The 17,240-nt window shown below is 61.8% G+C and carries 13 protein-coding genes; 7 read left to right on the top strand and 6 right to left on the bottom strand.

Going from position 1 to position 17,240, the window contains the following annotated elements:
• Positions 1-102 precede the first annotated feature (102 nt).
• Positions 103-444 (top strand): zinc ribbon domain-containing protein YjdM, encoded by a 342-nt coding sequence (locus tag HX830_RS06195; RefSeq protein WP_103497047.1) that lies wholly within the window; start codon positions 103-105, stop codon positions 442-444.
• A gap of 271 nt (positions 445-715) precedes the next feature.
• Positions 716-973: a PA4570 family protein gene (locus HX830_RS06190; protein WP_103497048.1), complete on the top strand. Its 258-nt coding sequence runs from the start codon at positions 716-718 to the stop codon at positions 971-973.
• Positions 974-1,102: 129 nt separating this feature from the next.
• Here HX830_RS06190 and HX830_RS06185 read toward each other — a convergent pair whose 3' ends face one another.
• Complete coding sequence (locus tag HX830_RS06185; RefSeq protein ID WP_103497049.1) at positions 1,103-1,720, bottom strand: FKBP-type peptidyl-prolyl cis-trans isomerase; 618 nt, start codon at positions 1,718-1,720, stop codon at positions 1,103-1,105.
• Between the two features lie 109 nt (positions 1,721-1,829).
• Positions 1,830-2,318: a TIGR00645 family protein gene (locus tag HX830_RS06180; RefSeq protein WP_103497050.1), complete on the bottom strand. Its 489-nt coding sequence runs from the start codon at positions 2,316-2,318 to the stop codon at positions 1,830-1,832.
• Between the two features lie 169 nt (positions 2,319-2,487).
• On the opposite strand from HX830_RS06180, the gene HX830_RS06175 reads away from it, so the two are divergent.
• Complete coding sequence (locus HX830_RS06175) at positions 2,488-4,314, top strand: hypothetical protein (protein WP_177099337.1); 1,827 nt, start codon at positions 2,488-2,490, stop codon at positions 4,312-4,314.
• 14 nt (positions 4,315-4,328) lie between these two features.
• Here HX830_RS06175 and HX830_RS06170 read toward each other — a convergent pair whose 3' ends face one another.
• Entirely contained in the window at positions 4,329-4,649 is a 321-nt protein-coding gene (locus HX830_RS06170; protein WP_103497052.1) for a PA4575 family protein, read from the bottom strand.
• Between the two features lie 303 nt (positions 4,650-4,952).
• Complete coding sequence (locus tag HX830_RS06165; RefSeq protein WP_177099334.1) at positions 4,953-7,391, bottom strand: Lon protease family protein; 2,439 nt, start codon at positions 7,389-7,391, stop codon at positions 4,953-4,955.
• 274 nt (positions 7,392-7,665) lie between these two features.
• Between HX830_RS06165 and HX830_RS06160 the strand changes: the two genes are divergently transcribed.
• Both HX830_RS06160 and HX830_RS06155 read left to right on the top strand, forming a co-directional pair.
• Entirely contained in the window at positions 7,666-8,154 is a 489-nt protein-coding gene (locus tag HX830_RS06160) for a DUF3015 domain-containing protein (protein ID WP_100941447.1), read from the top strand.
• Between the two features lie 75 nt (positions 8,155-8,229).
• The gene (locus tag HX830_RS06155; RefSeq protein ID WP_177099332.1) at positions 8,230-10,083 is read left to right on the top strand and encodes an Lnb N-terminal periplasmic domain-containing protein; all 1,854 of its coding nucleotides are present in this window, start codon (positions 8,230-8,232) and stop codon (positions 10,081-10,083) included.
• Here HX830_RS06155 and HX830_RS06150 read toward each other — a convergent pair.
• The gene (locus HX830_RS06150) at positions 10,022-10,441 is read right to left on the bottom strand and encodes a hypothetical protein (protein ID WP_256350415.1); all 420 of its coding nucleotides are present in this window, start codon (positions 10,439-10,441) and stop codon (positions 10,022-10,024) included. The two genes, HX830_RS06155 and HX830_RS06150, sit on opposite strands and share 62 nt — an antisense overlap.
• Before the next feature lie 303 nt (positions 10,442-10,744).
• On the opposite strand from HX830_RS06150, the gene HX830_RS06145 reads away from it, so the two are divergent.
• Positions 10,745-11,239 carry a GreA/GreB family elongation factor gene (locus HX830_RS06145; protein ID WP_177099330.1) on the top strand — a complete coding sequence of 165 codons (495 nt, stop codon included), beginning with the start codon at positions 10,745-10,747 and terminating at the stop codon, positions 11,237-11,239.
• Positions 11,240-11,299: 60 nt separating this feature from the next.
• Here HX830_RS06145 and ettA read toward each other — a convergent pair whose 3' ends face one another.
• On the bottom strand, positions 11,300-12,964 hold the full coding sequence (gene ettA, locus HX830_RS06140; protein WP_100941451.1) for an energy-dependent translational throttle protein EttA: 1,665 nt from the start codon (positions 12,962-12,964) through the stop codon (positions 11,300-11,302).
• A gap of 294 nt (positions 12,965-13,258) precedes the next feature.
• Here ettA and HX830_RS06135 point away from each other — a divergent pair, with 294 nt between their 5' ends.
• A complete protein-coding gene (locus HX830_RS06135) occupies positions 13,259-17,110 on the top strand; it encodes a sensor domain-containing protein (RefSeq protein ID WP_177099328.1) in 3,852 nt (1,283 codons plus the stop codon).
• Positions 17,111-17,240: the final 130 nt, after the last annotated feature.

Below are 17,240 nucleotides of genomic sequence, written 5' to 3'. Positions count from 1 at the left end.
CAAGCTCCGCTCCCACAGTTTCCAGTCACCGCTGCTACACCTCCACCGATAAAAACCCTATATAATGTGCGCTTTTCGCCTTCCCGAAACCGAGGAACCTTAGTGAGCACGTTGCCACCCTGCCCGAAATGCAATTCCGAATTTACCTACGAAGACGGCACCCAACTGGTCTGCCCCGAATGCGCCCATGAGTGGTCTGCCGGCGGCGAAGCCGAAGCCACCAGCGACGACACCGTGAAAAAGGACTCCGTGGGCAACGTCCTGCAAGACGGCGACACCATCACCGTGATCAAGGACCTGAAGGTCAAGGGCACCTCCCTGGTGGTCAAGGTCGGCACCAAGGTCAAGAACATCCGCCTGTGCGATGGCGACCACGACATCGACTGCAAGATCGACGGCATCGGCCCGATGAAGCTCAAGTCCGAGTTCGTCCGGAAGGTCTGAAGAAACACCACCCTCCCTGCAGGAGCCGGCTTGCCGGCGATAGCGGCCGACCAAGCGATGCAAGGCTTGCGGCCCCATCGCCGGCAAGCCGGCTCCTGCAAAGGTCCGCGCCAGCCCTGGCCGCCGGGACCAGGATTACGCCAGCCTCCCCCCTCGCCTTCGTTGACCTCAGACAAATCCCTCTACAGAAAACTCCCCTATCGGCCAATAGGCACTTGCTATTCTTTGAATAAGAATTATTCTCATTGAAACCCATCAAGGAGATGAGACCATGACTTATTTGATCGATGCCTGGCTGGACCGCCCACACCCTTACCTGCGCATCCTGCATCGGGAAACGGGGGAAGTCTGTGCGGTGCTGGAAGAAGAAGCCTTGAACGAGCTGCAGGACCAGGGCGACCTGGACGTCAGCGGCTTGAGTTCCAGCGAGCCGCTGGTGCTCAAGGAACTGGTGCGGAACCTGTTTCTGTTCTGCTATGCGCGGGCGTTGCGCCCGAGTGGGGAGCCGGATGCCAAGATCCAGTTATGACGTGCCTATCACTGCCGACACCGTACTGTAGGAGCGTGGCTTGCCCGCGAAGCTTTTGGCAATATTGACGGCCTCTTCGCGGGCAAGCCCTGCTCCTACAGTACAGCGGTGACAGCAGTCGCGCGGTACTTACAGAACGTCGAGCAGCTCGACGTCAAACACCAGTACGCTGTGCGGCGGAATGCCACCGACGCCCTGGGCGCCATAAGCCAGCTCGCTCGGCACGTACAGACGCCATTTGCTACCGGCATTCATCAGTTGCAGTGCCTCGGTCCAGCCGGCGATCACGCCACCGACCGGGAATTCGGCTGGCTGGCCGCGCTCGTAGGAGCTGTCGAACACGGTGCCGTCGATCAGGGTGCCGTGGTAGTGGGTACGCACGGTGTCCTCACGGGATGGCTTGGCGCCCTCGCCCTGGGTCAGCACTTCGAACTGCAGGCCGGAAGCCAGGGTGGTGATGCCTTCACGCTTGGCGTTTTCCGCCAGGAATTCCAGACCGGCGCCCGCCGCGGCTTCAGCCTTGGCAGCGGCTTCGGCCTGCATGACTTCGCGGATCACCTTGAAGCTGGCGGACAGCTCTTCCTGGCCCACGCGGCTTGGCTGGCCGTGGAAAGCGTCGGTCAGGCCGGTCAGGATCGCATCGAGACTTACGCCCGGCGGCGGGTTATCACGCAGTTGGTCACCCAACTGACGGCCGATACCGTAGCTGACGCGGGTTTCGTCGGTGGACAGATTTACTTCGGACATAACACTGCTCCGCTGTGGGCTGCGGCGGGAAACACCTGTCGAACAAGGTATTGCCCCACGCACCCGGAACCAAAAAGGGCCAGCAGACTAGCACACAAGCACAGCGGGGTCAGTGCTTGGTCAGCTTGTCCAGGTAGCCCATCGCAAAGGCCGACACGACAAAGGTCATGTGGATGATCACATACCATTGCAGGTGCACCGGGTCGACATTCTTGGCGTCCATGAACACCCGCAGCAGGTGAATCGAGGAAATCGCCACGATCGACGCCGCCACCTTCATCTTCAACGACGTGGAGTCCATCTTGCCCAACCAACTGAGCTTTTCCTTGCCCTCATCGATGTCCATCTGCGACACGAAGTTCTCGTAGCCGGAAATCATCACCATCACCAGCAGGCCACCCACCAGCGCCATGTCGATCAGCGACAGCAGCACCAGGATCAGGTCGGCCTCGGCCATGGCAAAGACGTTGGGGATGACGTGAAACACTTCCTGGAAGAACTTCAGCGCCAGGGCCAGCAGGCCCAGGGACAGTCCGAGGTAAATCGGTGCCAGCAGCCAGCGCGAGGCATACATCGTATTTTCGATAAAACGTTCCATGGATCTCATACCAACTGAAAATGGCCGCGAGTATACCAGCGCCAAAACCCGAGGGAAAAAGCCCTCCACAGGCGCTCGTTCAACATCGGGACAGCTGCGCCAGGGCGATTTTCTGCTAGTGTCGGCATCAATGACATCGCGTGTGCACTGTGTACAGGAAAACTGAACAATGGATTTGCGACTTCCCCTGGCTTGCCTCGGGCTATCGGTGGCTCTGCTGATGAGCGGCTGCTCCCCCAAAGACAAGCCACACCAAGCCAGCCTCGAGGAAAGGACCGCACAGTTCGAAAAAACCCTCGACACCCTGCAAGATCCCAAGCTCAAGGATGCCGTGGCCGACCTCGGCGGCTCCCTGCTGTTGCTCGAACGGGCCCGCCTGCGCCTGCGGGACAAGCCCATCGAAACCGAATACAGCGACGATGCCCTGGCGTTGCTCAAGCACTACCCCAGCCCCCAGGCCCTGGCCGACACCTATATCAACGGCCTCTTCGTGCTGCGCAAAACCGCCAGTTCCGACTACCTGACCGACCTGCAGCCGATCTTTCCGTTCAGCTTCAACTACCCCACCGAATTCCCGTTTCCCCATGCACTGGAATGGCAGTCGGTGACCCTGAGCAACAAACAGGTGATCCCCTTCCAGCCTGAATGGTCGGAAACCGATCCCGGGATACAGCTGAGCCCCTCCAGCTCGAACATGACCAACCCCGACGACCTGACAATCACCTATCCGTATGTCGAAGGCCTGGAAGTCGATCCGAAAAAACAGCCGCAGCCCCTGACCCTGCACGGCAAGGTCGAAGTGATCGCCCCAAGCAAGGTAGTGACCTTCAACCTGACCCGCCAGGACGTCGGCAAACTGCAAAGCCGCGACAACGTCAGCCTCACCCTGGTATCGCTGGACAAGAACAATGCCGAAATCGAACTGAGCGGTAACGCCGTGCAGGCGCCCCAGGTCGGCGACACCCCGCTCAACCCACTGATCGTCCAGGCCATGGACAACACCGGGCAATTTCTCTCCCGTGCCGGCGCCATCAACGAAAACACCGCGCAGATTGCCTTCTACCAGCAGCAACTGGACGAAATGCTCAAACAGAAGAGCTGGAGCGACACCTTCGAGAAAAAACTCGACAGCGAGCAAAAGGCCTTCGAGGCGAAGCAGACCAGCCACTACACCCGGGTCTACTTCAACGGCATGATCGACAAGCTGGAAATCAGCGTGATGGACTTTTCCGGGGCGACGGTCGACCGCAAGGAGCTGGACCTGCCGGTACGCCAGTTCGACAACACCGCCAGCAAGGATATCCAGCCGTTGCCCATGCCGGTGGTGGTCTACGACGACAAGGCGTCGAGCTATCTCAAGGACGCCAACCTGGACGCCGAGAAGCTGAAAAAAAGCGTGATCATCAGTCAGTCGGTGGACGATGCCAGCGCGGCAAACATCGAGTTCGACCACCCCAAGACCTTCAACGACGAGTTGCTTGGCACGCCCACCGCCCCCGGCGGCAGTCCGGTGACCTTCTTCACCGAAGACGAACAAGGCAAGCGCGGCGAGCCCCTGGAGTTGCCTAACGAGGCCTTCGAGGTCAATCCGCTGGACGGTACCATCACCTACGACCTGAACCTGTTCCCGGAAACGCCGGCCTATGCCGTCGGCTCGATGCCGTTGTTCCTGGCCGATATCCAGAAAAACACCCTCGACGCCCACCAGTTGCCCGCCGGCCTGGAGCTCAAGGGCAACGCCCTGATCGTCGACCAGAAGCGCTTCCCTGCCGAGTCCTGGCGCTTCTACGCCAAGGACGACAGCGGCAACTACCTCAAGGAAATCCTCGCCACCAGCCATAGCGACAAGGCTGATTCGCCGCCGGTCTATGACGTCCACTACTTCTACGGGCAGCCGACCCAGCTGGAAAGCTACCAGCGCACGGCCTTGAACACCGTCGAGTACGGTTTCGAGGTCAAGCTCGACAAAGCCCAGGTTTCAGGCCCCACCGAATGATCGTGGGCTGGCGCCTAGTGTTCCAGGCCCCGGCCTCGCGTGCCGTTGATCTCCCGTAGCTGGGCCTGCAAATGCAGGCTCCAGATCTGCGGATCCTCGGCCAGCTGATAGCCATGCAAGGTCAGGCTTTCGACAATCGACTCAAGGATGGATTCGGCCACGACCGGGCCATGGAACGGACCCTGGGCCTTGATGGCCGAGGGTTGTTCGCCGGCCATTCCGGCGGCGAACAGGAGGGTCCACATTCCGTTATCGCCGGCAATCGGGCGAATACTGCATTCGATACGGGTCACGAGACCCAGGCATTGGCGGGTGAGACAAAGGTTGCGCGGCATGGCGGCGACCCTCGGTAGATCCTGTCTTCAGCCTCCGGGGGGAGGTTGCATCGGTCCAGTGACTACAGTGGAGGTCCTTGCCCAGAGAATAGAATAAAACTACAGACAGCAAGGATTTGCAGGACCAACGGGCGTCAGGTTGGCATGCGCCAAAGCCTTGACTCCTTTCCCGCACACACTTAATTGCACGCTGCTTAATTCTTGAGAACACAACGGAACCTGTGGGAGCAGAGCTTGCTCGCGAAGCTTTTGGCGGCCTCAAGGACGCCTTCGCCGGCAAGCCCCGCTCCTGCAGGGCCGTAATCAGGACGCCTTGACCTCCGCCAATGCCTGCTCGGCGGCTTCCTTCTCGGCCTCCTTGAGGTCCTCTTCGCTGATCATCTCGGCGATCACCCGCAGACGCTCCACCACCCGCGCATTGACGCTGCCTTCCGGGAACTGGCCATCGGCATCCGGCTCACCGGCCGGCTCGCCCACCAGCAGGCTCAGGGCCTCATCGGCCTGGCGCACGGCATACACGTGGAACTGCCCGGCCCGCACCGCCTGCAATACGCGCTCATCGAGCATCAGGGTGGCAACGTTCGCCTGGGGAATGATTGCCCCCTGCTCACCGGTCAGGCCACGGGCCTCGCAGAGCCGGAAGAAGCCTTCGATCTTCTCGTTGACCCCGCCCACCGCCTGCACTTCACCGAACTGGTTGATCGACCCGGTGATGGCAAAACACTGTTTGAGTGGGGTTTTCGACAAGGCCGAAATCAACGTGCAGGCTTCGCCCAAGGACGCGCTGTCGCCATCGACATAACCGTAGGACTGCTCCAGGGCAATGCTCGCGGAAATCGCCAGCGGGAATTCCTGGGCATAACGGCTGCCCAGGTAACCGGTGAGGATCATCACGCCCTTGGAGTGGATCGGCTGGCCGAGGTTGACCTCACGCTCGATGTCGACGATTCCGCTACCACCCGGATACACCGTGGCGGAAATCCGCGCCGGCACGCCGAAGGCCGAGTCACCGACTTCCAGCACCGTCAGCCCGTTGCACTTGCCCACGGCCGCGCCCGCGGTGTCGATCAGGATGATCCCCGCCAGCATATCGTCGAGGATCCGCGCCGAGACCCGCCCGGTGCGGGTGGCCTTGGCCTTGAGCGCCCGCTCGATGTGGCCGGCGTCGGTCATCTCGTCATTGGCCAGGTGGCGAATGAAATCCGCCTCGCTGACCAGTTGGAACAGATCGCCGATCCGCGCCGACAAACGCCCCTGGTGCTCGGCCAGACGCGCGCTGTAGGTCGCCAGGCGCGCCACCGCGTCAGCGGTCAGCGGGGCCATGCCCTCTTCCGAAGTGCGGGTCTTGAGCAACTGGGCGAACTGCTCCAGGCTCTCGTCGACCATGGGAATGTCTTCGTCGAAATCCACCAGCACGCGGAACATCTCCTGGAAATCCGGATCCAGGTCCTGCAGCGTGTAGTACAACTGGCGGGCACCGATGATGATGACCTTGACCTGCAACGGAATCACCTGTGGCGTCAGCGTCACGGTGGCCAGGCGCCCCAGTTCACCGAGCGGCGACTCCATCTTCAACTTGCGCGACTGCAGGGCGCGCTTGAGCGCGTCCCAGACAAAGGGCTCGCTGAGCATCTTCTCGGCTTCGAGAATCAGGAAGCCGCCGTTGGCCCGATGCAAGGCACCCGGACGCAACTGCCGATAGGTGGTGTAGAGCGCGCCCTGATCGGTGCTGTATTCGATACGACCGAACAGGTTGTCGTAGGTCGGGTGCGGTTCGAACACCACCGGCGCACCGCCATTGAAGGGTTGCCCCACCACCAGGCTCGGTGCGTACTGCTCCTCCAGCAGCTTGCGGGCCACGGCATCGGTCTTGCTGTCGTCGACCAACTGCTCGACCACGGTTTTCAGCAGATAGACCTGCATGGCTTGCAGGTAACCGCAAACCGCCGCGTTCTCCGCGTATTTTTCCGACAACGGCGCCAGCAAAGGCTGCAGGGCCAGGGTGATGGTCTCTTCGTTCAACTGGCGCAGCTGATTGCTCGATTCGCGCTTCCATTGCGGCAGGCTGGCGAGTTCCTCGTTGAGGCGCTCCTCAAGATCCGCGATATCGGTATGGAAACGTTCACGCTCGGCTTCCGGCAACTGGGCGAATTCCGCCTCGTCCAGGGCCTTGCCTTCGCTCATGGGGGTAAAGGCGATATTGGTGCTGTCGCGATACAGCGCAACCTCCTTCTCCAGCGCCAGGCGCTCGATCACATCCAGGGCGCGGTCGTAACGCTGGTTGAAGGCGCGGTCGATGGCGCTCTTCTTCTGCTGGTAGGACGGGTGCTCGAACACCGCAGGAAAGGTCGCCAGCAGGTTGTCGATCAGGCCGTTGATATCGGCGATGAACGCGCCCGCCTCGCCCGCTGGCAGCTCCAGCGCCCGTGGCTCGCGAGGTTCGTCGAAATTATTGACATAGACCCAGTCGGACGGGGTCTGTAGGCGTTTTCCTTCAGCTTTCAGATAGCGTTTGACGAACGAAAAACGCCCGGTACCGGGTTCGCCCATGACAAACACGTTGTAACCGGGGCGTGGCATCGCCACGCCGAACTGCAAGGCTTCAACGGCACGTTCCTGGCCAAGCACACCGCGAAAAGGCTCCAGATCATTGGTGGTAGAGAAGCTGAACTGTTCAGCGGAAAAAGGACGGGTCAGCGCTTCGGGCGCTAGTCGCAAGCTGGCAGCAACAGAATCAGGCATCGGGCTTCCTTACATCAGGCGGGGCAGATGAAAGCATTCTGGCGCTCGCCATGCCTGACTGGCAAGGCGAGCGATGGCTGAATCGCTACGGCGTGGCAAAAGTCCTCAGACAGGGACTACAAACTCTTTCCCGCATTCACATCAGGAAAAAACAATGGAACCCTTGGAACCTGCCTAAACTCCAACGTGCGAGGCTGGATTGATAACCAGCCTACTGGCCCTGAACCAGGCCAGATCCCCTCGTTATTGGCACGCACATAAAGAGAACAAAGCTATGAAACGGATTCTTCTGGGTACTCTCTTCACGGTTGTCTCCCTCAATGCCATGGCCCAGGCGCCAGGTGGGCCGGATTGCGGCTGGGGTAACATGCTGTTCAAGGGCCAGCGCGGCACTCCCGCCCACATTCTGGCGTCCACCACCAACGGCACCTCCGGCAACGCCACCTTCGGCATGACCTCCGGCACCAATGGCTGCTCCACCCGTGACTCACTGACCTATGGCGGCCGCTCCTGGATCGCCATGAACGGCATGATGAACGAACTTTCCGAAGACATGGCCAAGGGCCAGGGCGAAGCCCTGACCACCTACGCCGTGGTCCTTGGCGTGGCCCCGGAAGACCGTGAGCATTTCGCGGCCGTCACCCACGAGCACTTCCAGCAGATCTTCAGCAAGGCTGACGTGACCGCCGACGATGTGCACACCAACACCCTCGCGGTCCTCAAAGGCGATCCGCGCCTGGCCAAGTACGCGACCCAGGCTTAAGCTCGACCCGCCCGCTCCTTTCGGAGCGGGTTTTTGTGTGCGTTGCCTCTTTTCGTCTGACAACAGTTGCCCACCATGCTCAAACGCCTTGCCTACCTGGCGCTCTGTGCCTGCGCCCCGCTGTACGCCGCACCGCACCTCGACACCCAGCGTTTGCAGCAGTTGGCCCATGACCCGTTCTGGATTTCCCTCGGCCATTACGAGACGGCCAAGCTCGGCGGCTGGCGCAGTTATGTCAGCGACAAAAAATATTTCGTCGCGGCCGACGGTGCCCATCACCCGGACGCGGAACTGCAAGCCACCCTCGACGCCCTCTATGCCCCGGCCAGCCTCGGCAACCAGCATCCCCAGTGTGTCTATCCGGCCCGCACGCGCTGGCTCAAGGCGCAACTGCAGCTGACCGACCTGCCCGCCCCCGATTGCACGGAATTCAACCAGTGGTTCAAGGATGTCGCGCCCCACAGCACGGTGATGATCTTCCCGGCGGCCTACCTGAACAGCCCGTCGTCGATGTTCGGCCACACTTTGCTGCGCATCGACCCGGCCGGTGTGCAGCGCGACCAGACCGCCCTGCTCAGCTACGCGATCAACTTCGGCGCCTATATCGAAGGTTCCGACAACAGCATCCTCTATGCCTGGAAAGGCCTGGCGGGGGGTTATCCGGGCCTGTTCGCCATGGTGCCCTACCAGGAAAAGCTCTCCGAATACCGCAGCCTGGAGAACCGCGACCTGTGGGAATACCGGCTGAACCTGACGCCCGAAGAGACCCAGCGCATGGTCGAGCATGTCTGGGAGTTGAAGCAGATCCAGTTCGACTACTTCTTCTTCGATGAAAACTGCTCCTACCGCCTGCTGGAACTGTTGCAGGTGGCGCGTCCGAGCCTGCACCTGACCGCACAGTTTCCGCTGACCGCGATTCCCACCGACACCGTCAAGGCGGTCAAGGACGCGGGACTGGTGGACAGGATCGACTACCGGCCATCCCGCGAGCGCGAACTACTGGAGCGGGCCAAACCGCTGGATCCCGAGGAACAGCAGTGGGTGCTGAAAGTCAGTGCCGACGCGCAGCAACTGCAATCGGCCGGCTTCAAGCAATTGGCCAAGGCTCGCCAGGCGCTGATCATCGACGCCGCCTATAGACTCGAACGCTACCGGGCCAATGGCCAGGAACGTGATCCGGTACAAGCCCAGCGCAGCTTCGAGCTGCTGCGGGCGATCAACCAGAACCCGCCGCCGGAGCTGCAGATCGAGCGTCCGGGCCTGCCGGAAAACGGCCATGAGTCGCGCACCTGGCAGGCCGGGGTCGGCACCCGGGGCAGCCGGACATTCGGCGAGTATGGCTTGCGCATGGCCTATCACGACCTCAACGACAATGCCGAGAGTTTTCCCCTCGGCGCACAGATAGAAATCCTGCAGATGAAACTGCGCCAGTACGAAGGCAATCACTGGCAGTTGCAGCAACTGGACCTGGCGACCATCCGCTCGCTGACGCCGCGCAATGCGCTGTTGCAGCCGTGGTCGTGGCAAGTCACCGGCGGCCTGGAGCGGGTGCCGGGGCGGCACGACGACCAGACCCTGGTCAGCCATGTGAACGGCGGCGCGGGCGGCACCTGGCAGTTGGGCGACGATGTGCTGGGGTTTGCCCTGGGCACCGTGCGGGTCGAACACAACGCGGACTTCGCGGCGATTGTTTCGCCGGCGGCGGGGTTCGACACCGGCCTGTTGTGGAAAAACCCGCTGGGCAACCTGAGCCTGGAGGCCAAGGGCGACTATTTCATCAATGGCGAAGTGCGTCGCAGCCTGAGCCTCAACCAGCAATGGGAGTTGTCGCGCAACCTGGGCCTGCGCTTAAGCGCCCAGCGCGAGTTCAGCAAGCTGGCCACGCCGGAGAACGAGGTGATGCTGGAGGTGAAGTGGTATCACTATTGAGCGGCGCCTGCCACTGTACGTTCGGCAACCCGGACTTACGACGATCCAGCAACTCTCCCTGCAAACGCAGACAACGCTCATAATCGCGCCTGGCCATATTGTCGATCGTGATATTACCCACCTCCTCCGGCGCCGTTCGCTCGCCGAAGCGGATATCCACCACCGGTGCCTCGGGCTTCAACTGAAACAGGCTGGGTGACTTCTCGTCAGGCTTCTCCACCTGAGTGGCCGCAGGCAACTGGTCCGGCGTCACGCCGTAGCGGTCCAACAGGGAGCTCTCGGGCAATGGCTCACCCATGGCGACACAGGCGGACAAGGTCAGGCCGACACCCACGCCATGGGATTTGAAACAACTCATACACAACACTCGCGTTCTTTGGCTGCAATCGCCCCACGCCTCCACGCGGGGCCGAAACACCTGACGCAGGGCGCCCGGCGTCGTATTACCCTACAATCAAAAAGAACGACCGGCGTCGTAAAAATTTACCACCCAGCCTCACAAACCGCTCATTGCGCCTGTATCAGGCCTGAATCTGCGAACGTCGAGCTCTGCTCGGAAAGCCGACACGGTGCAGATCCAACCACCACAGGTCGCTTACGGATATACCGGCAAACCCAAACCCTGCGAGCATGGTCGGATACCCATGAACGGGAGATTGCCATGAGCCGCGCCTTCGTCAACGAAGACAACGCCGCCGCCCAGGCCGAGCAGCCGGTGGAGCGCCAGGTCAGTACCCAGCCCAATTACGTCACCCCACAGGGCCTGGCGCAATTGCACGCCCGCGTGGCGGCGCTGCAAGCCGAATACAGCCAGCAAAACGCCCTGGGCGAGGCCGCCGACAAACAGCGCCAGGCCGATATCGAGCGCGACCTGCGTTACTTCAACCAACGCCTCTCCAGTGCCCAGCTCGCCACGCCGGCGACCTCCACCGAGGTGGTGCAGATCGGCAGTCGCGTGACCTTCGCCAATGAACAGGACGAAGAGCAGCAGGTGCAACTGGTCGGCGAGGACGAGGCGGATGCCCCTCGAGGTTTGATCAATTGGGGCTCGCCCCTGGGTCGGGCGTTGCTGGGTGCGCGCCTGGGGGATGAAGTGCTATGGAAACGACCGGCGGGGGATCAGTCGATCGAGATCGTGAGGATCGAACCGGCTTAGCGGCGTGCAATAAAAAAAAACGGAGCCCCGAGGGGCTCCGCTTTTCAACCACCGACCCGATCAGGCCAGTTTCTTGTGCCGTACACGGTGCGGCTGGGCCGCCGCATCGCCGAGGCGCTTCTTGCGATCGGCTTCGTACTCGGTGTAGTTGCCTTCGAAGAACACCGCCTGCGAATCGTCTTCATAGGCCAGGATATGCGTCGCCACCCGGTCCAGGAACCACCGATCGTGGGAGATCACAATCGCCGCGCCCGGGAAGTCCAGCAGGGCTTCTTCCAGGGAACGCAGGGTTTCCACGTCGAGGTCGTTGGACGGTTCGTCGAGCAGCAGGACGTTGCCGCCCTCTTTCAAGGTCAGCGCCAGGTGCAGGCGACCCCGCTCACCACCGGACAGGTCCTTGACGAACTTCTGCTGGTCGCCACCCTTGAAGTTGAAGCGCCCCACATAAGTGCGCGATGGAATCTCGTAGTTGCCGATACGGATCTGGTCGGAACCGTCGGAAATCTGCTGGAACACCGTCTTGCTGCCGTCGAGGTCGTCGCGGCTCTGGTCCACACAAGCAAGCTGCACGGTTTCACCGATCTCGATGCTGCCCGAGTCCGGGGTTTCCTTGCCCATCAGCATGCGGAACAGGGTCGACTTACCGGCACCGTTACCACCGATCACGCCGACAATCGCGCCCTTGGGCATGCTGAACGACAGGTTGTCGATCAGTACGCGGTCGCCATAACCCTTGCTGACGTTCTTGAATTCGATGACCTTGTCGCCCAGGCGCGGACCGGCCGGGATATAGATCTCGTTGGTCTCGCTGCGCTTCTGGAATTCCTGCGACTGCATTTCTTCGAAACGCTGCAGACGGGCCTTGGATTTCGACTGGCGAGCCTTGGCGCCTTTGCGCACCCACTCCAGTTCTTCCTTCATGGCCTTTTCATGGGCCGACTGCTGCTTGGATTCAGCGGCCAGACGATCGGACTTGGCTTCCAGCCAGCCCGAGTAGTTGCCTTCGTACGGGATACCGGCGCCGCGGTCGAGTTCGAGAATCCAGCCGGCGACGTTGTCCAGGAAGTAACGGTCGTGGGTGATCGCAACCACGGTGCCCGGGAAGTCGTGCAGGAAGTGCTCCAGCCAGGCCACGGAATCGGCATCCAGGTGGTTGGTCGGTTCGTCGAGCAGCAGCATGTCCGGGGCCGAGAGCAGCAGGCGGCACAAGGCCACACGGCGCTTTTCACCGCCGGACAGGTGTTCGACCTTGGCGTCCCAGGCCGGCAGGCGCAGCGCATCGGCGGCGACTTCCAACTGGCGTTCCAGGTTGTGGCCGTCGCTGGCCTGCAGGATCGCCTCGAGCTTGGCCTGTTCGGCGGCCAGCTTGTCGAAATCGGCATCAGGATCGGCGTAGGCGGCGTAGACTTCATCCAGGCGGGCCTGGGCGTCCTTGATCACGCTGACCGCTTCCTCGACCACCTCACGGACCGTCTTGCTCGGATCGAGTTGCGGCTCCTGGGGCAGATAGCCGATATTCAGCTCGGGCATCGGCCGGGCTTCACCGTCGAATTCGGTGTCGACACCCGCCATGATTTTCAGCAGAGTGGATTTACCCGAACCGTTCAAGCCGAGCACGCCGATCTTGGCGCCCGGGAAAAACGACAGGGAGATGTTTTTCAGGATTTCCCGCTTCGGCGGAACAACTTTGCTCAGCCGATGCATGGTGAAGACGTATTGAGCCATGGAGAACCTAGCGTCAGTGACAGATGAATAAGGGCGCGAGCGGTACCCGCAGTGAACAGGCCCCGTGTGCCAGCCAAGAGTTCAATCCATGGCCGCACCGGTCGATACCCTTGCATGGGGAGCGTGAATTGCTGGCGCGTAACCGGTAAAACTACCTGAATGCGGCAGACAGGGCAAACCGCTCGGTCGAACAGGACTGGCACTTTGCCACAACTCAAGGCATGCTAGCCGCCCTTCGGGCGTCCGGCTTATAGTGCATGTCGCGCCAATCCAGCCCAACCGCAGGATCACAGTTTGACCAACGCCAATCCGCCATCGTCCGCGCGCGCAGCCAACCCGGCCTCGACTCCACCGCTGCGCGGGACACTCAAAGGCATACTGGCCACGCTGGTGCTGTTCCTGCTCGTCCTGCTGTTTTGGCAACTGATCGATCAATTCCAGCAAACCCGCCAACTGCAACGCCAGAACAGCATCGACTCGAGCGCCGACCTGGCCCAGCGCGTCAGCCTGAACATGGCGCTCAATGCGCAGATCGCCCTCAATCTACTACCGATCGTCGACAAACCCAACAACCGCGAAGAACTCCTGGCCTTGCTCGACCGGGTACGGGTGTCGATGCCGGACCTGCAAAGCATCGCCCTGCTCGACGCCAAGGGCGCCCTGATCAGCGACAGCGCCACCGACAGCCATGACGCCGCCTTCCTCGTCGAACAGGTCAAGCACAGCAACCGCAAGCAGACCTACTACTTCACCAATGACGATCACGGCTCGGCCGTTCACCTGTTGTTGCAGCAGGCCAGCGGCGAGAGCAACGGCTATTGGGTCCTGCGCCTGTCACCCCGGCTGTTCCAGGACCTCACCCGCCCGGGCAATCAGGAATCGGGGGCCAGTTGGCTGATCGAAAACCGCAACAATCACCTGGTGATCAGCCGGGACGACGATATCGCCCCCACGCCGGTGCCGCTGAGCACCGACGAAGAGGCCAACAGCGTGCTGATCACGCCGCTGTCCAACAGCGACTGGCAACTGCGCGGCCTGTTCGACCCGCGCAAGGTGATCGAGGACCTGCTGCCGGCCCTGATCGGCAAATGCCTGCTGGGGCTGGGGTTGTCGCTGCTGCCGGTGCTGGCGTTGCTCAACATGCGGCGGCGCCAGTTGCAGGTCACTGAAGGACGCCGGCGCTACCAGGATATTTTCGAGGGTACCGGCGTTGCCTTGTGCGTCCTCGACCTTTCCGGGCTGCCGGTTTTCCTCGAACAGCATCGCCTGCTGGACAGCGAACTGCTCAAGCACTGGATCGCCCATGACCCCGAGCACCGCCGGCTGTTGATGCAGGAACTGCGGATCACCGAGGTCAACCTGGTGGCCCTGCGCCTGCTCAATGTCGACTCCCGCGAAAGCGCCTGGAGCTGCCTGATCGACGGCTGCCCGAGCAATGCCGCCGGTATCGGCTACTCGCTGGTCGAAGCGCTGCTCAACCGCCAGAACCAGCTGGAACTGGAGATCAAGCTGAGCGCCGGCCAAGGCCAGGACCAGCACCTGTGGCTGGTCATGCGCCTGCCGGAGGACGCCAGCGACTATTCCTCGGTGATCCTCAGCATCACCGATATCACCAGCCGCAAGCTGATCGAACTGTCGTTGCTGGAACGCGAGGGCTTCTGGTCGGATGTGGTGCGTACCGTGCCGGATCACCTGTATGTGCAGGATGTGATCAGCCAGCGGATGATCTTCAGCAACCATCACCTGGGCCAGACCCTCGGCTACAACAAGACCGAGCTGCACCAGATGGGCGAATACTTCTGGGAAATCCTGCTGCACCCCGAAGACGCCGAGCACTATCATCGCCTGCGCCAGCAGCAGCGCCACGCCGGTTACAGTCAGTTGCTCCAGTGCCAGCTGCGTTTCCGCCATCGCAACGAGCATTGGCGGCACTTCGAGGTCCGCGAGCAGGCCCTGGCCCGGGACAAGTATGACCAGGTCACGCGCATCATCGGCGTGGCCAAGGACGTCACCGACCAGATCGAGGCCAGCGAGTCCCTGCGCGACAGCGAGAAACGCTACCGGATGCTCGCCGAAAGCATCAGCGACGTGATTTTCTCCACCGACAGCCGACTGAGCCTGAACTACGTCAGCCCGTCGGTCCATGCGGTGCTCGGCTATGAAGTCGACTGGGTGTTCCAGCATGGCTGGCAGTCGACCATTGCCAACCCACAGCAACTCAATGGCATCTACCTGTTGATGGAGCGGGTCAGCAAGGCCCTGGACAAACCCGAGGAACTGACCGAACTGCGCGAACAGGTGCAGACCCAGTTGTTCCTGTTCGACTGCCTGAAAGCCGACGGCCGCAAGATTCCCATCGAATTGCGCCTGGTGCTGGTGTGGGACGAACACGGCGCCTTCGAGGGCATCCTCGGCGTCGGCCGCGACATCAGCCAGCAACGCCGGGCGGAAAAAGACCTGCGCATGGCCGCGACGGTTTTCGAGCACTCGACCTCGGCGATCCTGATCACCGACCCGGCCGGCTACATTGTCCAGGCCAACGAAGCCTTCAGCCGGGTCAGCGGTTACGCCGTGGCCGACGTGCTGGACCAGTTGCCGAACCTGCTCACCGTCGACGACCAGCAGGAAGCCCACCTGCGTTATGTACTCAAGCAACTGGAGCAGCACAACACCTGGGAAGGCGAAGTCTGGCTCAAACGCCGTAACGGCGAGCACTACCCGGCCTGGGTCGGCATCACCGCGGTGCTCGACGATGAAGGCGACCTGGCCAGCTACGTGTGCTTCTTCACCGATATCAGCGAGCGCAAGGCCAGCGAACAACGGATTCACCGCCTGGCCTACTACGACGCCCTGACCCACCTGCCCAACCGCACGCTGTTCCAGGACCGCCTGCACACCGCCCTGCAGCAGGCTGAGCGGCAGAAGTCCTGGGTAGTGCTGATGTTCCTCGACCTGGACCGTTTCAAGCCGATCAACGACTCCCTGGGCCACGCCGCCGGCGACCGCATGCTCAAGGAAATGGCTACCCGCCTGCTGGCCTGCGTGGCCGACGACGACACCGTGGCGCGCATGGGCGGCGACGAGTTCACCCTCCTGCTGCAACCGCGGGCCACTCGGGAAATGGCCTTGAACCGGGCCATCAATGTCGCCGAGCAGATTCTCACCAGCCTGGTGACGCCGTTCGTGCTTGAAGGCCGCGAGTTCTTCGTCACCGCCAGTATCGGCATCGCCCTGAGCCCGCAGGATGGCAGCGAGCTCAGCCAGTTGATGAAAAACGCCGACACCGCGATGTACCACGCCAAGGAACGCGGCAAGAACAACTTCCAGTTCTACCAGGCCGATATGAACGCCAGCGCCCTGGAACGCCTGGAGCTGGAAAGCGACCTGCGCCACGCCCTGGAGCAGAACGAATTCGTGCTGTATTACCAGCCGCAGTTCAGCGGCGACGGCAAGCGCCTGACCGGTGCCGAAGCCCTGCTGCGCTGGCGCCACCCACGGCGTGGCCTGGTGCCACCAGGGGATTTCATTCCGGTACTGGAAGAGCTGGGGCTGGTGGTGGATGTCGGTGACTGGGTCCTGACCGAAGCCTGCCGCCAGCTCAAGGCCTGGCACCTGGCCAAGGTGCGGGTGCCCAAGGTCTCGGTGAACATCTCGGCGCGGCAGTTCTCCGACGGCCAGTTGGGCAAGCGGATCGCCAATATTCTCAAGGAGACCGGTGTCTCGCCGGCCTGTCTGGAGCTGGAACTGACGGAAAGTATCCTGATGCGCGAAGTCAGCGAGGCCATGCTGATTCTCGCAGGGCTCAAGAACCTCGGGCTGAGCATCGCGGTGGACGACTTCGGCACCGGTTACTCGTCGCTGAACTACCTCAAGCAGTTCCCCATCGACGTGCTGAAGATCGACCGCACTTTCGTCGACGGCCTGCCGTCGGGCGAACAGGATGCGCAGATCGCCCGGGCGATCATCGCCATGGCCCACAGCCTGAACCTGGCGGTGATCGCCGAAGGCGTGGAAACCCACGAGCAGCTCGACTTCCTGCGCGAGCACGGCTGCGACGAAGTGCAGGGTTATCTGTTCGGCCGGCCGATGGCGCCCAATCGCTTTGAAGCGCAGTTCAGCAATGATGCGCTGTTCATGTTCGATTGAGCCCCTGTGGCGCCTGTTCGGCCCTCTTCGCGGGCAAGCCCTGCTCCTACAGGTTTGTGTCGCACGCGGAACTCGTGACCGACGCAATACTGTAGGAGCAGGGCTTGCCCGCGAAAGCGTCAGCCCAGGC

It is taken from the genome of Pseudomonas gingeri (genome assembly GCF_013385425.1).
In the GTDB taxonomy this organism is placed as follows: Bacteria; Pseudomonadota; Gammaproteobacteria; order Pseudomonadales; family Pseudomonadaceae; genus Aquipseudomonas; species Aquipseudomonas gingeri_D.
Note: the sequence above shows the minus strand (reverse complement) of the source record. Positions and strands in the feature narration are given on the sequence as shown.